This window comes from Bacteroidales bacterium (assembly GCA_013314715.1).
Classification (GTDB): Bacteria; Bacteroidota; Bacteroidia; order Bacteroidales; family GWA2-32-17; genus Ch61.
Window position 1 is genome coordinate 1 of record JABUFC010000029.1, and the last position, 17,437, is coordinate 17,437.

The following is a 17,437-nucleotide window of genomic DNA, read 5'->3' on the forward strand; positions in this document are numbered from 1 at the left end:
TAATAAAAAAGTAATATTTTTAGAAGAATAAACTCTACACCCACCGTCATACCGAGCCTGTCGAGGTATAACCATACGCAAAACAAAATGGGCAATGGGGTCATTCTTCGACAAGCTCAGAATGACGAGAGAAAGGTTGGACTCGACCAAAAAAGAAGTTTTGCAAAGGTCTCGATATTGAAAAACTCGACGATGAAACTAAAAATAAATTATTCTTCCTGATTGATAACGTAATTCAGAACTTTAAAAACAAACAGGCTTTCGCTAAATAAAGAATTAGGTGCACTTATTTGACTAATACATTTTACTTAAAGCCAATCCAAAAAATGATATTGTTGCTATCAAATAAATAACTATAAAAATTCCTTTCATCTGCCTTTTACTATTTTCTTCATTATCCCATTTTTGTTGATACTTCTTTAATTTCTTACGATTAAAAAAAAATATCCAGTTTAGTAGCATAAGAGGAACAGCCAAATAAATCCATGAATATGGTGTCATCTTTATTGAAAACAAAAAATATATAAGGGCTATAATATTAAAGCCCTGAAAAAGAGTAACTAACCCGCTTGCAAAAATGTCAGGTCTTTGTGTTTCCAAACCTGTTTTTACATAAATGCTACTTATTCTATAAAAAATATAATCAAATAGACACATAAATCGACAGGCTACTTAGTTGGCATTAGATTAATACTATGAAAACCCATTCCAAATTCGCTAAAACCAGATGTGGCTTGATTAACATACGGTGCTTGCAATTTAATAAGAGGCTTTGCGCCAAAGTACAAGCCAGATACAGCCGCACCTGGTAAACCTGCAAAACCAACAAGGCCCATTCCAAAATCAAAACCAGTTTCAAGTTTTACAGCAGGGTCATCCGACATCATAAATTGTGCAGCAGATACTCCAGTTCCCAAAATTGAAAATCCTGTACCTGCATACTTAAAACCAGGCCAACTTAAAACTTTCATCCCAGTTAAAAACCTAGATTTTTGCGCTGCGACTAATGTAGATGGTACTGATTTATTGCCATAGAAATTCATGCTCCATTCATAAGGATTCCCTTTATAATTTGCAAAAAATTTACCATCATTTAATAAGTTTGAACCATATTTATTTAATGACATTGCACTGCTTGTTCCTATTGATCCTGCACTTAAAGCATAACCTATATTATTCATGGTGTTGGAATATAAAAATGGGGTAGTATTTTTATTTGCAGAAATTGAAATTTCAGGTAAAGACATCGAAAGGTTACCTTTTGCGTCACCAGAAACTCCCCATCCGTTAGACATTGTGCCAGAAAATGTTTGACCAACATAAGAACCTTTTATTCCAGCAGAATTTAAATCTGCTTGGCTATTAATATTCGCGTCATAGGTAGTTGTACCGTTTTCATCATTATACCAACCATCTAAAGCCCCCGTTGGATCAATCCTTCCAATCGGGTTATTTTGGCAATAAGAGTATGGTGATACCCAACTTCTTTCACTTGCCATCGGGTCAACGCTCAGCCAAAAGCTCAAATCGCTGTCGTAGTAGCGGGCACCAAAGTAATCGTAGCCGGTTTCTTCGTCACGCTCTTTGCCGGTAAACTTGTAGCGGGCATCGTAGCCGTTTAAGCTCTGCGATACAAACAGCTCGCCGTAGGGGAGGTACTGCTCTTTTTCGAGATTTATACTTCTTTTAGTGATAATGAAATGCAAGTTACAAAATTTATTTTTCAACATCAGAGTAATTTATATTTACATGAATTATTACTCTACCAAAATATTCGTATTCCCTGCCTTTATCATCTATAACCAAAGGATGTATTTCTACTCTGAATTGTTTAGGTTTACTTATGGACGAAGATTTATTAATATAATAATTTATTTTAATAAAGTTTCTGTGTTCATTTCCTAAACAATTGCCTTTTTCCCAATAGCCTGGTGGTTCAAAATTATGTATTATAACGCCAACATCACTTATAACTAATTTTTTTACGTATTCAATTTTTTTTAAATCAAATAATTGGATTTTATCTATTATTATATTATCGTAATACACTGCTTTTCTATCTTTAAACTCTCTTGCAAAAAACATATTAATTGTGTCTATTTTAAATTCAACACATATATCATTATTCAACCAAGCTGTATCGTTAACAGTTAATTCACTTTGTCCATTAATTGTTGGATATACATATAATTTTGGTTGATATAAAGGTTGTACATATGATTCTTTACTAATTATTAAAATTACTATTATTAGAAAAAATTTTTTTAAAATCATAAATACATTTTTTAATAACTTGTTCGCAAATATGAAGGAATTTTCCAAAGATAATTACGGTCATTTTCGTTTAAACCATGAGAACCTATTCTTCCTTTAATGCCAGACCTCATTAAGGATGAATTTCCGTTATTTCTAATTCTATTATAAATATTTTCAGTTTGTATGATTTGTAAATCTGTTGCATGTTGAAAATCTTTATTACTATTTGAATATTTGAAGAAATCTCCGCTTAGTCCCTTAACTAATCCTTCTCCCAATACTTCATGAACAAAACGTTGGGTTCTTGTAGAATTAACTATTTCATTATTTATTGTTGAATATTGTGTATTATCACTTCCAATGTATGCGATTGCGTATGAACTATTAATAACTTTAAGGTTTGAATATGTCTCGTTAAAGTTTACTTCAATAGTAAAACCAGGAGCAGCAACTCCTTCATATCCAGCATTAAATACCTTTAATAATCCATTGGCTATTGCTATTTGGTCATTTGTAAATCCGTTCTTTCTATTGTTAATAAACTTATTATACTCATAAGTATTTATTTTTTCATAGGTATTATCAGCACCAAGCTTAAAAAAACTCATAAATGCATCTCGTATATCTTTATTCTTAAACTTACCCATAGAATTTTCAATTTCAGCTTGGGTTTCATCTTCATTACCAGGAGTAGGTTTCAATTTCCTCCCATCGGGGTCGACCAGAATTACCGGGTTCCACGCTGTATAGTTGTACGGGCTAAGGTTGGGATACTTATCGCTCATCGGGTCAACACTTAGCCAAAAGCTCAAATCGCTGTCGTAGTAACGGGCACCAAAGTAATCGTAGCCGGTTTCTTCGTCACGCTCTTTGCCGGTAAACTTGTAGCGGGCATCGTAGCCGTTTAAGCTCTGCGATACAAACAGCTCGCCATAGGGGAAATAAAGCAAATGCTGCTCTAAATTGCCATTGGTATTGGTTATAAAGCTGCTGCTGCCTAAGTGGTCGGGGTGGTAATCAAATTTCATGCAATAAAATTACAAATTTATTTTTTACAAACAACACGTCTTCGCTATCATTGATGCTTTTATCGTCAAAACAAAATTAAAAAGATTTTCGATTTATAAAACTTTTCGGAGCTTCTCTTATTAACAGCATTGCATAAAATAGATTTTTTTTAATTATATAAAAAAGAGTAAAATAATTATTGCTATAATGATGATAGCTGTAATTATTCCAATGATATAGTTTTCAATTTCGTAAGAACCGCCCCAAGTTGCATCGAAGTTGCCTTCTGTTTCGTCCTTTAGACTGGTTTTACAACCTTTTAATAACCAGCGGATAAAACCGCCTAACCATGCTGTTAATGCTGTTGACATATCAATATTATTTATCTAATTCTTTTTGAGTATTTGTAATTATTGTACCTATTTTTAAACCCATATTAAAATCTTTTAAAGCTTGCTGATTAACTTTATTTGACTTAAAAAGTTGACTTGCCCTTTGTTGCCATGTTGTACCAGTAGGTAAACCATTTGTTGTAGTAATTCTTGGTGTTCGTTTTATAAATTGATTAAATCCTTGCAAGCCTTTCTTTGTTGTATTTACTACTTCACCTGTCTTTGTTAAACCAAATGATAATAAGCCAGGCACAACATCTATGAATGCGTCCGTTTTTTCTTTTGAATTTAAAGGAGTACCGCCTATTGTTTTTCCGATAAGTAGAGAATACGGTGAGTTTGCCATGCTATAGACAATATTAGAAGCTATTTTTGCAGTTGCTTCGACTTTTGTTTCTGATGGAGCATTAAGCCACATTTCAAAAGTTGTTAAATTGTCTGTCTCTGTAATTTGTACCTGATTTGTTGTAGTAGGCATATTGTCTAACATTCCTGATTTAGCCATTTCAAAAATGGTTTTGTTATCAGATACCTTTGTCCAAAGCCTGTCGTCTTTCATTATTATATTACTATGTTCGCTGTCAAACCATTGATAATTGCCAAACAAATCTCTATAGCCATCATCCCAAGCTCCGTCAGGGTCAGTTTTTCCAACAGGGTTCCACGAACAATAATTGTAAGGCGACAAATCGGTATGAGCTCCAAACAATGGTTCGGATGAAATCCACGTGCTCCCGTCACTGTCGTAGTAGCGAAAACCAAAGTAATCGTAGCCGGTTTCTACATCACGCTCTTTGCCGGTAAACTTGTAGCGGGCATCGTAGCCGTTTAAGCTCTGCGATACAAACAGCTCGCCATAGGGCAAATATTGCAAGTACTGGATTTTATTGAAAAACACGCTAAACTATAAAATATGTGCAAGTTACTAAATATTTTTGAAAAATATAGAATAAAACATTTTTTTACTCTAATAATCAATATTCACTATTGATTAAATTTATTTTTATAGTAAAGAAATCTCTTAGATAAATTTAAATGGCGGTAAAAATGCGATATCTCCTGCGGATTCGTATCTATTAAAAATATTTAACTTCTTCTTTAATTCCTTTGAGCTCGTTCATACGAGTTAAAAGATTGTTGGCAAGGCGGCTGGCTCCAATTCTAAAATAATGATTATTCAACCACTTATCGCCTAAAATATGTTTAACAATAGCGTAATATACCAATGCCTGCTTAACAGTAACAATGCCTCCAGCAGGTTTAATTCCTACCATTCTTCCTGTTTTTTGGTAATAATCTTTTATAGCGTTTACCATAACAAATACAGCCTCGTAGGTAGCTGCTGGCTCTTGCTTACCGGTAGAGGTTTTAATAAAATCGGCACCGGCTTCCATGCTTAACATACTGGCATTGTATATGGCTTCTTCGTTGGGTAAAGCACCGGTTTCAAGTATAACTTTTAAGTGTGCATTGCCACAAACAGATTTAATCAACGATATTTCGTTAGCTACATCTTGGTATTCTTTATTAATAAATTTGCCAACTGACATTACAATATCAATATCGTTAGCTCCTTTTTCAACAGCTAAGTTTGTTTCAGCTAATTTAACAGCTAAAAAAGTCTGCGACGAAGGGAAACCTGCCGATACAGCTGCAATTCGAACATTTTTATCTTTTAAATGTTTTTTTACGGTGCTTACAAAATTAGGATATACACACAAAGCAGCTACATTGGGACAATCGGTATAGTGTTCGTTAACATGATTCACTTTTTCAACCATGGCAATTATTTTATCGTCATGGTCAACCGTATTTAACGAAGTAAGATCGATGAGATTAAAAATCTTTTTTATTACATCTATATTGGTTTCTTGTTCGGCAATTTTTGCCATTTGCATAATTTCAGCAGCAATAGTTTCTTTTGAGTAATCCATATGATTTATTTTTATACAAATTTATAATTTTTTACTATGAATACCTTATTTTGTATCAACATTTTTTAAAAGCTTCGCAAAATCATTACCCGTAGGGTTTTGATAAATTCTAAGATGAAACATGGGCAATACGGCCATTAAATGGTCGAAAATATCAGCTTGAACTTTCTCAAAATTTTCCCATTCTATAATACTACTAAATGCATAAATTTCTATGGGAATGCCATTTTGAGATGGCTCTAACTGTCTTGCCATGTGCGACAAGTCTTTTCGAATAAACGGCAGGCTTTTAATGTATTCAAAGGCATACATTCTAAAAGTTCCGATGTTGGTTAACCATCGTCCATTAATGGGGTGTTGAATATCAAAAGGTAAATTTTTGTTGTGTTCTTCTATTTCCTTCATTTTTTGCTCGATATAACCTCGTATCAGTTGAATGCTTTTTAACTGTTCAATTTCATCCAAAGTTAAAAACCGCACCGAATTTATATCAACAAACAACGAGCGTTTAATGCGTCTTGCTTTTGCCTCTTCCATTCCGCGGTAGTTGATAAACGACTCCGAAACCATGGCATACGATGGAATCATCGAAATGGTTTTATCCCAATTTTGAACTTTAACGGTATGCAGTGTAATTTCAGTTACAACTCCATCGGCATTTTTCGAGGGCATAACGACCCAATCGCCCAATTTAACCATATCGTTTGCCGATAGCTGGATACCGGCAACCAAGCCGAGAAGTGTGTCTTTGAAAACTAACAATAAAACGGCTGCAATAGCACCTAATCCTGTAAGAAAATAACTTGGGTCTTTATCTAGAACAATAGAAAGAATAAGAATACTTCCAATAGAGTAATTGAAAATATTGATAACTTGCAAAAATCCCCGAATAGGCCTGTCTTTCGACGAAGGCATAGACATGTATATCTCATTCAGCGATTTTAAAAATGCCGATATAATGAGCATGGCCATCACTATCATGTATATAAAAACCATGCTTTTTACTACCGAAATCCATTCTGGATAACCTTTCAATACAATATTAGATGAGTGATAAATAATTAATGCCGGCACAATGTGCGAAAAACGATGAAATACTTTATTCTTCAATAGTATATCATCCCATGTAAAAGTCGTTTTTTTGACAATACGACTTACAATAACCGATATAAACTTCTTTGTTAAAAAATTAGCAAGGTATGAAATGATAAAAACAACACCGATAACAATGACTAATTTTAAAATTTCTGCCCAAAAAACGGACAAACCTAAATCCATTAACCAATGTTTAACTTCTGTAATCATAGGCTATTATTCTTTTTCGTAATTATCGCATGAACTACAACCACAAGTATTACAACCTAAGTCTTCGTGCGAAGCACATTGTATTCCCTGCTTACGCAACGCTTTATTTTGACTGATGTGCGTATTAGGAAACTTGCCGTTTTTTTTAAGTAAAATGGTAATCGCCATTCCGGCAAAAGCCAAAGCCATTAAGCCAAGAGCTAAAAAAATAAGTTTAAGCATATATTAAATTTTGCTACAAAGTTACAAAATATTTTACGACTTCCTGCTTATTTAGAATTATTCTTATTAAATTTGCAAAAAAATGTTTTTTTATGGAACTCGATAGAAAGTTAAGTTTTGAAGACTTTAAAAAAGAAGTACTTCATGATTATTATATTTGTCATTTAAGCCGTAAACTCAGCGTACTAGGGCGTAAAGAAGTTTTAAGCGGCAAAGCTAAATTTGGCATTTTTGGCGATGGAAAAGAATTGGTTCAGGTAGTTATAGCAAAATTTTTTGAAAATGGCGACTGGCGTTCGGGCTATTATCGCGACCAAACATGGATGTTAGCATCCGGATTACTCACTGCCGAACAATTTTTTGCTCAATTATACGGCGATACCGATATCAAAAATAACCCCCATAATTCGGGAAGGGTTTTTAACAACCACTTTAGCACACCCAATACGAATCCCGATGGAAGTTGGAGAAATTTAATGGCACAAAAAAACTCTGCAGCCGACATTTCGCCAACAGCCGGACAAATGCCTCGTTTGTTGGGTTTGGCTTATGCATCCAAGTTATACCGTAATCTGCCCGAATTAGCTTCTTTTATTCAATTCTCAAATAAAGGAAACGAAGTTGCTTTCGGCTCCATTGGCGATGCAAGCACTTCCGAAGGACATTTTTGGGAAACCATCAATGCAGCAGCAGTACTCCAAGTTCCATTAGCCGTTTTTGTATACGACGATGGATACGGCATTTCTGTCCCTAAAAAGAACCAAACCGCCAAACAAAGCATTTCTGAAGCATTAAAAGGATTTGAAGACGAATATGGAAACGGAATAAAAATATTTAAAGCCAAAGGATGGGACTACCCCGAACTCGTTAAAACCATTAAAGAAGGCATTTCGTTATGCCGCACAAAACACAAACCCGTTGTGTTTCATATCGAAGAAGTAACCCAGCCCTTGGGACACAGTACCAGCGGTTCGCACGAACGATATAAAAGCCCTGAACGCTTGCAATGGGAAAAAGACTACGACCCCATCGCCCAATTTCAAAAATGGATCGAAAATAACCGCATAGCATCTAAAACAGAATTAGAAGAAATTGAAAATAAAGCCGATGCTGATGCCAAAAACGCTAAACAAAAAGCATGGGAAAATTTTACAGAACCCATAAAAAGAGAACGCGATGCGTTGCTTAAAATTATTGAAAACCGTTCGTGCCAATGTAAACGAGAACATATTGATAAAGTAGGTATTATAGCTAACGATTTAAAGCAAATATTAACTCCTATTCGAAAAGATATTTTTAGCGCTGCCAAAAAAATTTTAAGACACGTTTGTATGGATTGCTCCATTCGCAAACAATTACAAAGCGATTTACATCAATGGCTTGAGCGTAATTACGCCGATGCTCATCAACGCTATAGCTCCAATTTATATATCGAAACCGAAAAATCAGTACTCAAAGTAAAATCCAATCCTGCCCTATTTGCAAACCCTGAACAATTAGTTGCCGGCAGAGAAATTATTCGCGACAATTGGGATGTTCAACTCAAAAAGCATGCTAATTTAGTTATATTTGGCGAAGATGTGGGTTATATCGGAGGTGTAAATCAAACCTATGAAGGACTTCAAAAAAAATATGGAGAATTAAGAGTAAGCGATACCGGTATTCGCGAAGCTACCATTTTAGGACAAGGTATTGGTCTTGCTTTGCGTGGCATACGCCCTGTTGTCGAAATTCAATATTTCGATTATCTTTTGTATGCTTTACAAACACTGAGCGACGATTTAGCCACTTTATTGTATAGAACTAATGGTCAACAAAAAGCTCCCGTCATTATTACCACACGCGGACATCGCTTAGAAGGTATATGGCATTCGGGATCGCCATTAAGCATGGTCATTAACTCTATTCGCGGTGTATATGTGGCTGTTCCACGCAATATGACACAAGCTGCTGGTTTTTACAATACATTATTAGAATCAGACGATTCGGCTTTAGTTATTGAACCCCTTAATGGCTATCGATTAAAAGAAAATAAACCCATAAATATAGGTGAATATAAAGTTCCTTTTGGAGTTCCTGAAATCATGAAAACAGGCAACGATATTACGCTTGTTACTTACGGTTCCAATGTTCGAATTGCTCAAGAAGCCGTAAAACAACTCGAAGAATTTGGAGTATCGGTTGAGCTAATTGATGTTCAAACCTTATTGCCTTTTGATATAAACAAAATAATACTCGAATCTGTTAAAAAGACCAATAAAATTGCCTTTTTCGACGAAGATGTTCCAGGTGGTGCTACCGCCTTTATGATGCAAAAAGTATTAGAAGAACATGGTGGATTTGCCTATTTAGATGCTGAACCTATAACAATAACAGCAAAAGAACATCGCCCAGCCTACTCCACCGATGGCGACTATTTCTCGAACCCCAATGCCGAAGATGTATTTGAAAATATTTATTCGCTTATGCACCGATACAACCCTAAAAAATATCCACAAATTTTTTAATTCATAAATGGCATCATTACAAAATAAGCAGTTTCAAATTGCAATATTACTCTTTTTAGGCTTTATTTGGGGTTCATCGTTTATTTTAATGAAAAAAAGCCTTATACTCTTTTCTGATTTAGAGCTTGGGGCTATTAGAATATTTTGTGCTGGCTTGGTTTTATTACCATTTGCTATAAAAAGAATAAAAAACATCAATCGAAAACAATTTTATTTTATTGCCCTTTCTGGTTTTTTAGGCAGTGGTATTCCGGCTTTTCTATTTACAATAGCTCAAAAACACATTACCAGCACCGAAGCGTCTATTTATAACTCACTTACACCTTTATTTACTTTAATTGTTGCTGTTTTTTTGTTCAAGACAAAAATCAATCGCTTAAATATATTAGGTGTATTGATAGGATTAGCCGGCAGCATTTTTTTAATTACTCAGCGAAGCAAAGGAATTATTGGCACTTCCGATCATCCTGAATACGGCTTATTACTTGTCTTAGCCACCATTATGTATGGTTTCAACACCAACCACGTAAAAAATAATCTTAAAGAAGTAGAAGGTATAACCATTACTTCAATTGCGTTTATGTCTATGATGATTCCGGTTCTCCCTTTTTTCTTTCATCATGGTTTTATAGAAAAGTTTCAATCACCTATTTTTGGCATTTCGCTATTATATGCACTTATTCTTTCTGTTGTTGGAACCGCCTTTGCACTTATTATATGGAATAAACTTATCAAACATATAACGGCTATATATGCCAGCTCCGTAACGTATATTATTCCCATTTTTGCCTTTGGTTGGGGACTTTTAGATGGCGAAGTTTTTAACTTGAATCATATTATCGCAATTTTCTGTATTTTTACAGGCATTTATTTAGTTAATTTTAAAACCAAAAATGGAATTTAATCGCTTACAAAGATGGTTTCTTTCTATATCATCGGGCTTACTACTTTTTGGAGGTTGGGCAGGTGGTATATGGCAATGGCTAACCCTTGTGGGATTTGTGCCTTTATTGCTTAACGAACACTACTTCTACGTTCATAAAGAAAAATTTAAAAGTCATCACTTCTTTTTTCATGCTTTTATCGCTTTTTTCGTTTGGAATGCCTTTTCTACATGGTGGATTTTAAACGCAACTTGGGTGGGTGCATTTTTAGCCGTTTTCTTTAATACACTTTTTATGTCCATTGTAACCTGGACTTTTCATGTCGTTAAACGGAAAACAAGCTTTAGAATGGGTTACATTTTCCTCATTTTTTCTTGGATTGCCTTTGAATACCTACACTACAACTGGGAGCTATCGTGGACTTGGATGACGTTAGGGAATGCTTATTCTGAACAAGTTCCCTTTATTCAATGGTATGAATACACCGGTGTTTTAGGTGGCAGTTTATGGACCTTATTAATTTCTGTTGTAATTACGGTTATTAACATCGAATGGATTATTGATGCCTACGTAAAGCGACGTTTAATTGTATTTATCATTTTATTATTAGTCGTGCCTATCGTCTTTTCATTAATTCGCTATTACACCTATCAGGAAGAAGGGCAAGCAATAAATGTAACTGTTGTGCAACCCAATATAGACCCATACAACGATAAGTTTTCGGGCATGTCGGTCGATGAGCAATTAAATCGTATTTTGACGTTAGCTGAAAACGAAGTCAAAGCAAATACCGACTATGTTGTTGGTCCCGAGACTGCTTTACCACAAGGAATCTGGGAAGAAGACTTCGATGTGCATCCACATATTACTCGCATTAAAGACTTTTGTAAAAGGCATCATGTATCGTTTATTTTAGGTGCTTCTACTTACAAAATGTTTCAAAATAAAATTTCTCCTATTGCCCGACCTTATAACAATGGCGAATCGTTTTACGAAACGTATAATACCGCACTTCAAATCGATAGCCAACAAGTACAATCGTATCATAAATCACAGTTAGTTTTAGGTGTTGAGCGAATGCCCTTTCCAAAACTTTTAGGTTTTTTAGAAGACTTAGCTTTAGAATTAGGAGGCACTTCCGGAAGCTTAGGGGTGCAAGCAAGTCCTTCTGTGTTTAACGGGAAATCTTCAGTTGCTCCGGCCGTTTGCTATGAATCTATTTATGGCGAATACTTGTCAGAGTTTATCAATAAAGGAGCCCAATGGATAGCAGTAATTACCAATGATGGATGGTGGAAAGACACGCCCGGCTATAGACAACATTTATCTTTCAGCCGACTAAGAGCTATTGAACTTAGAAAAGACATAGCTCGATCTGCCAATACAGGTATTTCGGCTTTTATCAATCAGCGAGGAGATATTTTAGAACAAACATCATGGTGGGTTCCCGCGGCAATATCACTTACCGTAAAAGCCAATTCAAAAATCACATTTTATGCTGTTTGGGGAGATTATATAGGCAGAATAGCGTCTTTTATTAGCCTTTTGCTTCTACTTTGGACTATAAGCAAAAGCACTTACCAGCGACTTAACCCAAATCGCTAATACGTTCGAGTTTTGCCATATTCATAATTTTTATTCTTCGGCCTTCAATGGCAATAACATTTTCTTGCTCAAATTGACGTAATGTGCGAATGGCATTCGAATTGGTCATATTGCTCAAACTTGCAATATCTTCGCGCGATAAATAAGCACTGATAGTTTGTCCATCTTCTTCGAAACCATAGGTTTCTAAAAGCACTAATAACGACTCGGCTAAACGACCACGAACATGTTTTTGTGTTAAAGTAACACACCGACTATTCGAAAAACCTAATTCGGTTGCTAACGATTTAATAATTTGCATAGATAAATCGGCATTTTTTCGAAGTACTTCAAAAAATGCCTCACGTTCTATTACACAGATAACCGAATTTTCGAGAGCCATTGCCGACGCCAAGTAATTTTCTTCGGCAAACAAAGCCCTATAACCAATAAAACCCACCGGCTTAGCAAGGCGAACAATTTGCTCTCGTCCACCAAAACCTTCTTTGTATATTTTAACTTTTCCTTCAGATAAACATATTAATCCCGACGGACGTTCGCCTTCTTTATAAATAACCTCATTCTTTTTTACATGTAAACATGCGTGATGTTGCGATAAAAAATCTAATTCATCATCGCTCAACACAGTAAATAAGGTTCTAATATTGTCGAAACAGTTACAAATCTTTGCTCTATGGTCTCTCATATTTAAACAATCTGTTAAATAACATTGCTTTATAGCACAAAAATATACATTATTTAAATAACTACCACTATTTTTTTAATAGAATTTGCAACCAACGTATTTTTTTTTTCGTCATTAGTTTGTTAGTTTTAAAATAAATATCTAATTTTGCTTTATAATGTCTAACTAAAATTAAGTACTATGAAAAAAGTGTTACTAGTTCTTTCAGTTGCATGCTTTGTATTGAGTGTAAGCGCTCAAAAGTATGCTTTTAAAAACCTTCAAAACCTAAAATCTGCTTCTATTCATGCAAAAGCAGATAACGGCCTAAGTGGACCAATGCTACCCCTTAACAAACCAACCAATGCTCATAACAAATCCATTAATGCAGTAGTTATTGGTACCAGCGGAAATGCTTATAGTTTCATTTATGAACCCAACTATCAAGTAGATGCCAATCCCGAATTAAATGCAATTATGCACACTCATCGTGCTGGTGGTCCTTGGGGCGGTTCTAGCGGTGATATTCGTTGCAAAATCAGCTACGATTTGGGTCAAACATGGAATGACTCTGTTGTATTTACCGTACAAAATGGTAATCATTACTATCGTTATCCCAATGGTATTATTTACAATCCTGCTGGCAATACAACACCTGCCAATGCTTTCGCTTTAATCAATGGTCCTATTACCGATGGTAGTGGTTGGAATTTCATGTATTTTGACTCAAAAACTCTTGATGGCAACAATCCCGTTATCAATCATCCATCACCATTGTTCACCAACGCTTTAGAAAGAATTAACTTAAGCGGTGGCAATGGCAAATACTACACTATGACCCTCGAAGATGATGGAACCTGGTATATTGATGCTAAAGTTCGTCAAATTAATTTTGACTCACAAATTAACGGTTTTACTCCAAATCCTAATGTTTCTACTTTAACCCGCAACTGGTTAATGCGTGCATTTGGAAACGATACTGTACAATTTAATTCAAACTGGTACAATATTTTTGATAACGATGGTTTACATGGCTATGCATTTTGCTTAGGTGCTGAAGTAGAATTTGATCCTTACAACTTAACAGCTACTCCTTTAGTATGGGAAACTTGGGATGGTGGTCAAACATGGACTCAATATTTTGCAAGTGGTTGCTGGCATACTTTAAGCAACTTAACTGACCAAATTTGGCCTGTACGTCAATCACTAATTGATCATCCTAACAATCCTGAATTGTGGGAATATCGTCCTTTCTTCGAAGGTGGTTCAACTGTTGACGAAAACTTCAGCCCTGCTGTAATTGACTATCAAGGTAATCTTCATATTTTAACTACTGTAACCGGAAGATATTCAAATCATCCCGACTCATTGTATTATAGCTATGCTAATGAACCTGTTTTCTTATTCGATGTATATCAAACCGGACAAACCGATGCTAACGGTCAGCCTGCTTGGGATGTTCAATTTGTTGATACCCTTAGAACACAAGTTATGCAAGATGCCAATTCACCTTTCACCGATGGCAGCGATCCAATCGGTTGGGGACATATGTTAAATATTGCTACTAGCCCCGATAGAAAAGTAGTTGTTGCTGTATGGGCTGATACCGATCCAACTTTTGATACCGTTAATACAATGCCAGAATTAAAAGCTCGCGCTTTCAATTATGAAACTATGACAGCCACTCCAGTTATTAACTTTACTCCTGGTGAAGGTGGTATGTATTTCTTTGGAAACGTTTCGCACACTGTTTTAAAAGATGGCAACGATTTTATTATTCCTTTAGTTTATGTTGATGTTTTTGAAACAGGTAACCCTGTATCAGCACAAAAATATTATTTTGCACAAGATTTACGCATTACTCCAGCTATGTTTACAGAAACTATTACACCTTCTACAATTAACGGTACATGTGTTTTAGGTATGAACGAAACAAGCGTTAATAATAATTTCAGTGTATCACAAAACAATCCTAACCCTGCTAAAAACAACACCGAAATCGCTGTTAAATTAACTGAAAATTCTAATGTTAATATTGTAATTACTAACTTAATGGGTCAACGTGTAATGGAAATCAATAAAGGTATGTTAACCGCAGGTAAACATAATATTTCTATTAACACCAGCAACCTATCAAGTGGTATTTACTTCTATACTGTTACAGCTAACAACCATTCTGTAACCAAGAAAATGGTTATTGAATAATCAATAAATCATATTTTAGAAAAAGGCTGTCAATTTTTGACAGCCTTTTTTTTTATAATATTCGTTTTATATATGTTTCATCAGTCAATTTTAGATTAAGCAAGTCCATCTCCATTAATGCCAAAACCCCGGGATTTGTTCCATTTTTAAAAGATCCGAATTTATCCTGAATATTCAACGCCTTTGCTCCTTGAATCGTTGCCATCTTTAACCAATCTATTAATTCAATTTCTGGGAAATTGCTTGAAAGTAATTTTAATTCGTTTAATATAGACAATCGACGATTGGATGCATAACTATCTGTTCCGATGCAAATATTTTCCTTGTCTTTAATTAAAAGGTGAAGCGGCGGCATCGTGTTTTCAATAAACAAATTTGAAGATGGACAAAGCACCCATGCTCTTTGCTTAAAGCGATTGCAAATAAAATTAAATGATTTTTCGTCGATAAAGGTATTATGTACAAAAAGCACTCGATTTTCGTATGGAATTTGCTCTATAATAGTCCACGTTGGATGATGACTCCATTGCCAGTTACCGGACTGCCATTGTTGTAATAACTGTTCTTCGCGTTTGGATTCATAAAAGTGAATAGAACATAAATCGTTGCTAACATTATTAAACTCAGAAATTTTTTGAAATAAGGCATAAGAAACTGAATAAGGAGCATGATACGTTATACTTTTGCTATACTTCTCCCATAACTTATATAACTGCAATCCATGCTGAAACACTTCATCAGCTTTAGAATCAATTAGGGAATATAATTCAATAAAATTATGGTAAAAAATAGCAGACTTTTCTTTAATCGGTAACGTCAAGTCAGTATTAACAATATCACCACAAGCAACGATACCCTCGTCGAACATTTCACTATCGGCAAGTTTAGCTGCTTCTATCTTTTGTGAATCTACCGAGCGGTTAACCTGTTTCATTTGCTGTATAAAGTGTTCCAATCCTCCCGAAGGTTTAAGTTTCCCCTTCAGAAACGACAATTCCAGATGTGCATGCACATTAATAAAACCCGGACAAAGCACTCCATTAATAAACTCCACACCGGCTAATTCCTTTTGCGGAAGAAAAGGCTCTATGGAGCATATCTTTCCATCATCAGAAACGATAAGAACACTGTTTTTTATCAGTTTAAAACCATCGAAAATGTAATGAGCCGCAATTTTTCTCATTTTTTTTGCAAAGTATCGCTATAGCCCATGCTTTCAATAAGACTTAAACGCTCAATAACTTTATCATATAAAGAATCTAATAAGCGTGGATTTTCGGCATAAAAATTAATGCTTCTATTGAATCTTTCTCTTGTAATATTATACTTATCTAAAACCGTTTTATATAAACGATTGCTCGAAATATCAGATATCTTTGACTGTACATTAGTATTTAACAATATAGCATCGGCTAAATGTAAATCGGCAATTATAGAAACCATGCTATCTTTAGAAATGACATCGGTAGTTATTTTACTCGATGAACGATTGCATGATAGTAAAACCATTAAAATGAAAAATAAAACAATTATTCTACTTTCGCTCTCCATCGACTTTGTTTGATTTTGTTAAACCTAGCACCTATCATTAACTCATGGGTTCCAGAGCTGTATTTTCTTAAATCAGTAAAAGTAATATCGTATGAATAGCCAAATATCAATTGATCTTGATAATTATATCCCACTAAAATAGAGGCAGCATCCTTGGTTCTATAACCCAAACCAGCCCAAACCATATTGCGGTATATAACTCTCGCATTGATGTCGGCTTGAATTGGAGCAGGAGCAACAAACTTAAGCATAAGCATCGGTTCAACAGAAAAATCATCGTTGATATCAAAGATATACGAACCATGCAACATTATGTGGCGTTTAAGCTTGTTTATCCCTAATTGTTCTAATTCTTTAAATTTTATATTTGAACTAAATAACTGTGCAACCGATATTCCAACAGCATATTTCATAGCATAAAAATATATACCCATCGATGCATCGGGCATATAATCGGTGTACATATTACTTCCCAACGAAGGATCGCCTTCATCGTGCAAAGTAATTTTTGAACCATCGACTTTATATTGCAATAAACCCAAGCTTAGTCCCGATGAAAAACGCAAATCGTCTTTTATTCGAACATTGTACGCATACGAACCATATACTCCTAAACGAGAAGTGGGACCGGTAACATCGTTAAATACCATGCCACCGAAACCCATATCAAACTTTCGATGTGGTCCATACACACTAAGAATATAGGTACGAGGAGCATCGGTAATCCCAATCCACTGATAACGATTGTTCGATTTCGCCTGATAATATTCTTTTGTGCCGGCAATTGCGGGATTATATGCAAAATCATTCAACATATACTGAGTGTACATGGGAGTTTGCTGAGCTAACAATTCATTGAAAGCTAACAGCATTATGGCTATAATTAAAACTCTTGTTCTCATAT

The 17,437-nt window shown here is 35.0% G+C and carries 17 protein-coding genes; 4 read left to right on the forward strand and 13 right to left on the reverse strand.

The window, feature by feature from the left end; genetic code table 11:
* Nucleotides 1-294 precede the first annotated feature (294 nt).
* From HPY79_07995 to HPY79_08035, 9 genes are all read right to left on the reverse strand, one after another.
* Nucleotides 295-600, reverse strand: a complete 306-nt coding sequence (locus tag HPY79_07995) for a hypothetical protein (GenBank protein ID NSW45738.1) — start codon at nt 598-600, stop codon at nt 295-297.
* Between the two features lie 68 nt (nt 601-668).
* Nucleotides 669-1,730: an RHS repeat-associated core domain-containing protein gene (locus HPY79_08000; GenBank protein ID NSW45739.1), complete on the reverse strand. Its 1,062-nt coding sequence runs from the start codon at nt 1,728-1,730 to the stop codon at nt 669-671.
* A complete protein-coding gene (locus HPY79_08005) occupies nt 1,717-2,274 on the reverse strand; it encodes a hypothetical protein (protein ID NSW45740.1) in 558 nt (185 codons plus the stop codon). Before HPY79_08005 ends, HPY79_08000 begins: the two co-directional genes overlap by 14 nt.
* 11 nt (nt 2,275-2,285) lie before the next feature.
* Complete coding sequence (locus HPY79_08010) at nt 2,286-3,284, reverse strand: RHS repeat-associated core domain-containing protein (protein NSW45741.1); 999 nt, start codon at nt 3,282-3,284, stop codon at nt 2,286-2,288.
* A 153-nt stretch (nt 3,285-3,437) separates the two neighbouring features.
* On the reverse strand, nt 3,438-3,635 hold the full coding sequence (locus HPY79_08015; GenBank protein ID NSW45742.1) for a hypothetical protein: 198 nt from the start codon (nt 3,633-3,635) through the stop codon (nt 3,438-3,440).
* Between the two features lie 7 nt (nt 3,636-3,642).
* The gene (locus tag HPY79_08020; protein ID NSW45743.1) at nt 3,643-4,530 is read right to left on the reverse strand and encodes an RHS repeat-associated core domain-containing protein; all 888 of its coding nucleotides are present in this window, start codon (nt 4,528-4,530) and stop codon (nt 3,643-3,645) included.
* 202 nt (nt 4,531-4,732) lie between these two features.
* On the reverse strand, nt 4,733-5,590 hold the full coding sequence (deoC, locus tag HPY79_08025) for a deoxyribose-phosphate aldolase (GenBank protein ID NSW45744.1): 858 nt from the start codon (nt 5,588-5,590) through the stop codon (nt 4,733-4,735).
* 45 nt (nt 5,591-5,635) lie between these two features.
* On the reverse strand, nt 5,636-6,895 hold the full coding sequence (locus tag HPY79_08030) for a mechanosensitive ion channel (protein NSW45745.1): 1,260 nt from the start codon (nt 6,893-6,895) through the stop codon (nt 5,636-5,638).
* A gap of 6 nt (nt 6,896-6,901) precedes the next feature.
* A complete protein-coding gene (locus HPY79_08035; protein ID NSW45746.1) occupies nt 6,902-7,117 on the reverse strand; it encodes a hypothetical protein in 216 nt (71 codons plus the stop codon).
* 92 nt (nt 7,118-7,209) lie between these two features.
* On the opposite strand from HPY79_08035, the gene HPY79_08040 reads away from it, so the two are divergent.
* Genes HPY79_08040 through lnt form a run of 3 tightly spaced genes read left to right on the forward strand, consistent with a single transcriptional unit; the run spans nt 7,210 to nt 12,113 of the window.
* Entirely contained in the window at nt 7,210-9,624 is a 2,415-nt protein-coding gene (locus tag HPY79_08040) for a transketolase (protein NSW45747.1), read from the forward strand.
* A 7-nt stretch (nt 9,625-9,631) separates the two neighbouring features.
* Nucleotides 9,632-10,528 carry a DMT family transporter gene (locus HPY79_08045; protein NSW45748.1) on the forward strand — a complete coding sequence of 299 codons (897 nt, stop codon included), beginning with the start codon at nt 9,632-9,634 and terminating at the stop codon, nt 10,526-10,528.
* A complete protein-coding gene (lnt, locus tag HPY79_08050; protein NSW45749.1) occupies nt 10,518-12,113 on the forward strand; it encodes an apolipoprotein N-acyltransferase in 1,596 nt (531 codons plus the stop codon). Before HPY79_08045 ends, lnt begins: the two co-directional genes overlap by 11 nt.
* On the opposite strand, the gene HPY79_08055 is transcribed toward lnt, so the two are convergent.
* Nucleotides 12,097-12,798: a Crp/Fnr family transcriptional regulator gene (locus HPY79_08055; protein ID NSW45750.1), complete on the reverse strand. Its 702-nt coding sequence runs from the start codon at nt 12,796-12,798 to the stop codon at nt 12,097-12,099. The two genes, lnt and HPY79_08055, sit on opposite strands and share 17 nt — an antisense overlap.
* Nucleotides 12,799-12,978: 180 nt before the next feature.
* On the opposite strand from HPY79_08055, the gene HPY79_08060 reads away from it, so the two are divergent.
* Entirely contained in the window at nt 12,979-14,982 is a 2,004-nt protein-coding gene (locus HPY79_08060) for a T9SS type A sorting domain-containing protein (GenBank protein NSW45751.1), read from the forward strand.
* Between the two features lie 52 nt (nt 14,983-15,034).
* Here the strand turns inward: HPY79_08060 and HPY79_08065 are convergent, their stop codons facing one another.
* From HPY79_08065 to HPY79_08075, 3 genes are read right to left on the reverse strand one after another with little or no spacing between them, the layout of a single operon-like run.
* Entirely contained in the window at nt 15,035-16,165 is a 1,131-nt protein-coding gene (locus HPY79_08065) for an amidohydrolase family protein (protein NSW45752.1), read from the reverse strand.
* Complete coding sequence (locus HPY79_08070; GenBank protein NSW45753.1) at nt 16,162-16,491, reverse strand: DUF4296 domain-containing protein; 330 nt, start codon at nt 16,489-16,491, stop codon at nt 16,162-16,164. Before HPY79_08070 ends, HPY79_08065 begins: the two co-directional genes overlap by 4 nt.
* Before the next feature lie 20 nt (nt 16,492-16,511).
* Complete coding sequence (locus HPY79_08075) at nt 16,512-17,435, reverse strand: type IX secretion system membrane protein PorP/SprF (GenBank protein ID NSW45754.1); 924 nt, start codon at nt 17,433-17,435, stop codon at nt 16,512-16,514.
* Between the last annotated feature and the right edge of the window lie 2 nt (nt 17,436-17,437).